Source organism: Streptomyces coeruleofuscus, assembly GCF_039532725.1.
GTDB classification, from domain to species: Bacteria; Actinomycetota; Actinomycetes; order Streptomycetales; family Streptomycetaceae; genus Streptomyces; species Streptomyces coeruleofuscus.
This window is the reverse complement of sequence record NZ_BAAASE010000024.1, coordinates 1-3,838: the sequence shown is the minus strand read 5'-3', so window position 1 is coordinate 3,838 and position 3,838 is coordinate 1. Positions and strand designations below refer to the sequence as shown.

Genomic DNA, 3,838 nt, shown 5'->3' with positions numbered 1-3,838 from the left:
GTTCCCGGACGGCAAGGTGATCATCGTGCTGTCCGAGGGGCGTCTGCTGAACCTGGGTAACGCCACGGGTCACCCGTCGTTCGTGATGTCCAACTCGTTCGCGGACCAGACGCTGGCGCAGATCGAGCTGTTCACCAAGCCCGACGAGTATCCGACGGGTGTCTATGTGCTGCCCAAGCACCTGGACGAGAAGGTCGCGCGTCTTCATCTGGAGGCGCTGGGCGTGAAGCTGACCACGCTGCGTCCGGAGCAGGCCGAGTACATCGGTGTGCAGGTCGAGGGCCCGTACAAGCCGGACCACTACCGCTACTGAGCCGAGCAGCACACCGCTGCCGGTCAGACCCTCCGAGGCAGGCCCCCACACCCCCGTGCCGGGGGCCTGCCCCGTTTGACGGACCACGACCGGTCCAGCCCGTCAAGACCCAGGACCCCCATGCCCCGCGGCCGATATTCGCTCCACGATCCGCACGATCACACCCCCCTCGCAGAAGAGCACTTCCACTGCGCCGTCGGCCCTTCCGGCTGGCGCTACGTCTCCCAGCTGACCACCCCCTCGGGCGATCACCAGGGCTCCGTCGACCTCACCCTCGACGAACTCGGCCGCCCCATCCGCCTCGAACTCCACGCCGCCGCCTGGCAGGTCCGCGGCGCCGCCCTCGACGGCGTCACCTGGGTCCGCACTGACCCCGCCGGAACCGACGCCAGCGAAGGCAATGTCCGCGCCCACGCCTTCACCGGCACCTCCCCGGCGTTCCTCATCGCCACCACCAGTCTCCTGCGCCTCACCCCCTCCTCAGCCGGCACCCGCGTACGCCTCGTCGCCTTCACGGATCCGGTCCTCGCCCCGCGCACCGTGGACCAGTCGTGGACCTTGCTGAAAAGAGAAGCACACGCCACTGACAACGGCCCCCTGACCGTGGACGAATACCAGGTCACAGCCCTCGACACGGGCGAACAGCACTCCGTGCACATTGCCGGCGACGTGGTGCTCGCGGCGCCCGGCATCGAGCTCGAGGACCTCGAATCACCGCCGTCGGTGTTCCCCTGAGGGCAGCCCCGCTGAAGACCCCCGCTGAAGGGGCAGGCCCCGCCCTCCCTACGCCGGCGGCACGAACCCGGTCCCGGGCCGATCGCCCGCCGGCACCTCATGCGACTCCTCGGGTCGAGCCGCGCCGGACGACTCGACAGGCGCGCCTGGCGGCACGGCCGGCGGCCCGTACGCAGCGGACGTCGCGCCCGCTGCCGAAGGGGCCTCAGTAACTGAAGCCGCATCGGCAGCCGGATCGGCCTCAGCAGCCGGAGGGGCCCCGGCAGCCGACGGGGTCGAGGAAGCCGACCCGCTCGCGAAAGCCCGCCGGGCCTCCCGCGACTGCCGTTCGTGCACGACCGCCGCCAGATACGCCGCAGGCGGAACACCCTGCGGTACCGGAACCCCCGTACGTTCGGCGAGATCCGACGCCAGCCGCTCCGCCATGGACCAGCCGACCTGCGGGTCCAGCTGCTGCATTCGTGTCAGGTACTGACGGACGGCGAGCCACAGCCCGTCGGGCACCGCAGACAGATCGAGCCCCGAGAACCGCCCTGCCAGCCAGGGCGGAGGAGGCGGCACGAAGCCGGTCCGCGCGACCGGAATCCGCTCCCTTACGACGAGGGTCCCCGCGAACACATCCCCCAGCCGCCGCCCACGCGCCGATACGAACGAGGCGATGCACGCGACGACCCCGAAGGTCATGAGGATCTCGATCACCCCGATCAAGCCCCTCACCAGCGCATGCCGGAAGCGGATCGGCCCCCCGTCGTCCCGCACCACACGCAGACCGCACGCCATCTTCCCGAGCGAGCGCCCGTGACTGAGCGTCTCCACGGCGATCGGCCCGCCCACGAGCACGAGAACGAACGTCGCGATCGACAGCGCCGTCTGCGCCGCCTCGTCCAGCGAGGCCGTGGAAACCACGATCGCGATGGTCACCGCTACATAGACGGCCACGGCCACCACAAGATCCAACAACACGGCCAGCGCCCTGCTGGGCAACCTCGCGGGGCGCAGCTCCAGCGCCACCGCCTCGCCCGTCACCAGCTCACTCACGCCCGCCGTCCTTCCCCTGCCCTGCCCCCGACAGGGCCAGTCTGCCAAGCTGAGGGCGCATCGCGCCGCAGTACGACAAGCTGATCCACGAGAGCCGCCGACGAACAGCCGAGGAGCAGGCACACCGATGGACCTCGACGTCTTCGTCTCCGCCCACCGAGCGGAGTGGGACCGCCTCGAAGCCCTGCTGCGTCGCCAGCGTCGCCTCAGCGGTGCCGAAGCCGACGAACTCGTCACTCTCTACCAACGCACCGCCACGCACCTCTCCCTGATCCAGACCAGCGCCCCCGACCCCCAGCTGACCGGCCGGCTCAGCCAACTCGTGGCGCGCGCGCGTGGTGCCGTGACAGGCACCCGACGCGCCTCCTGGCGCGACGTCACCCGCTTCCTCGCCCACGGCTTCCCCGCCGCCGTCTACAAGGCACGCCACTGGTGGGTGCCCACCGCACTGCTGTCCACGGCGGTCGCGGCGCTCCTGGGCTGGTGGATCGGCACCCACCCCGAAGTGCAGGCCTCCATCGCGGCCCCCAGCGAACTGCGCGAGCTCACCCGCCCCGGCGGCCAGTACGAGACGTACTACTCCAGCCACCCGGCCGCCAGCTTCGCCGCCCAGGTCTGGACGAACAACGCCTGGGCCGCAGCCCTGTGCCTGATCCTTGGTGTCTTCGTGGGACTCCCGGTCATCTGGATCCTCTTCCAGAACATGCTCAACCTGGGCATCGGCGTCGGCCTGATGTCCTCGGCCGGCCGCCTGGACACCTTCCTCGGTCTGGTCCTCCCGCACGGCCTGCTCGAACTGACCGCCGTCTTCGTCGCCGCCGGCACCGGCCTGCGCCTCGGCTGGACCCTCATCGACCCGGGCCCACGCACCCGACGCACAGCTCTCGCGGAAGAAGGCCGTGCCGCCATCGGCATGGCCATCGGCCTCGCGGTGGTCCTCTTCGTCTCCGGGGCCATAGAAGGCTTCGTCACCCCGTCCGGCCTCCCCACCTGGGCCCGCATCACCATCGGAATCGTCGCCGAACTGGCCTTCCTGGCCTACGTCTATGTTCTGGGCGGCCGTGCCGCCCGTGCCGGCGAGACCGGCGATGTCGAGGCGGCGGAACGCAGCGCCACCGTCCCGACTGCTGCCTGAACGGCCCCCTGGCCGCCGGATGTGCGACCACCTCCGTTCAGCTGCTAGTCTCCTCTTCGCCCCGCAGGAGCCGTTGACACGGCGCATGCGGGGAGGTAGATTCGAACAGTTGCCTGGACAAGGGGTTCAGCCCCGGATCGGCGACAGTGAGTATCTGTCTGCTTCGTGAAACGCTGATTTCACTGAAGCCCCTCCCGATGAATCGGAAATGAGTGGCCGGTCAATCCGGCCCGGAACCTCTGATAAAGTCGGAACTGCCGGAAAGGGAAACGCGGAAGCGGAAACCTGGAAAGCACCGAGGAAATCGGGTCGAGAAAAGATCTGATAGAGTCGGAAACGCAAGACCGAAGGGAAGCGCCCGGAGGAAAGCCTGAGAGGGTGAGTACAAAGGAAGCAACCGTTCCTTGAGAACTCAACAGCGTGCCAAAAGTCAACGCCAGATATGTTGATACCCCGTCCATCGGATCTCCGATGGTCGAGGTTCCTTTGAAAAAAACACAGCGAGGACGCTGTGAACGGTCGGGCCTATTCCGCCTGACTGTTCCGCTCTCGTGGTGTCGACCGGATTACCGGTACACATTCACGGAGAGTTTGATCCTGGCTCAGGACGAACGCTG

The 3,838-nt window shown here is 68.4% G+C and carries 4 protein-coding genes; 3 read left to right on the top strand and 1 reads right to left on the bottom strand.

From position 1 onward, the window contains the following. Both ABFX81_RS42065 and ABFX81_RS42060 read left to right on the top strand, forming a co-directional pair. On the top strand, positions 1 to 313 hold a 313-nt coding region (locus tag ABFX81_RS42065; protein ID WP_346139615.1), incomplete at its 5' end, for an adenosylhomocysteinase. 120 nt (positions 314 to 433) lie between these two features. Then, on the top strand, positions 434 to 1,048 hold the full coding sequence (locus tag ABFX81_RS42060; protein ID WP_086855042.1) for a hypothetical protein: 615 nt from the start codon (positions 434 to 436) through the stop codon (positions 1,046 to 1,048). A 48-nt stretch (positions 1,049 to 1,096) separates the two neighbouring features. Here ABFX81_RS42060 and ABFX81_RS42055 read toward each other — a convergent pair whose 3' ends face one another. Beyond that, complete coding sequence (locus ABFX81_RS42055) at positions 1,097 to 2,086, bottom strand: RDD family protein (RefSeq protein WP_086855043.1); 990 nt, start codon at positions 2,084 to 2,086, stop codon at positions 1,097 to 1,099. 127 nt (positions 2,087 to 2,213) lie between these two features. On the opposite strand from ABFX81_RS42055, the gene ABFX81_RS42050 reads away from it, so the two are divergent. Further along, positions 2,214 to 3,221, top strand: a complete 1,008-nt coding sequence (locus ABFX81_RS42050) for a stage II sporulation protein M (protein ID WP_086855044.1) — start codon at positions 2,214 to 2,216, stop codon at positions 3,219 to 3,221. Positions 3,222 to 3,838 lie beyond the last annotated feature (617 nt).

Coding starts and splice junctions, on each gene's coding strand:
- ABFX81_RS42060 (WP_086855042.1), top strand. CDS start 434: ATGCCCCGCGGCCGATATTCGCTCCACGATCCGCACGATCACACCCCC.
- ABFX81_RS42050 (WP_086855044.1), top strand. CDS start 2,214: ATGGACCTCGACGTCTTCGTCTCCGCCCACCGAGCGGAGTGGGACCGC.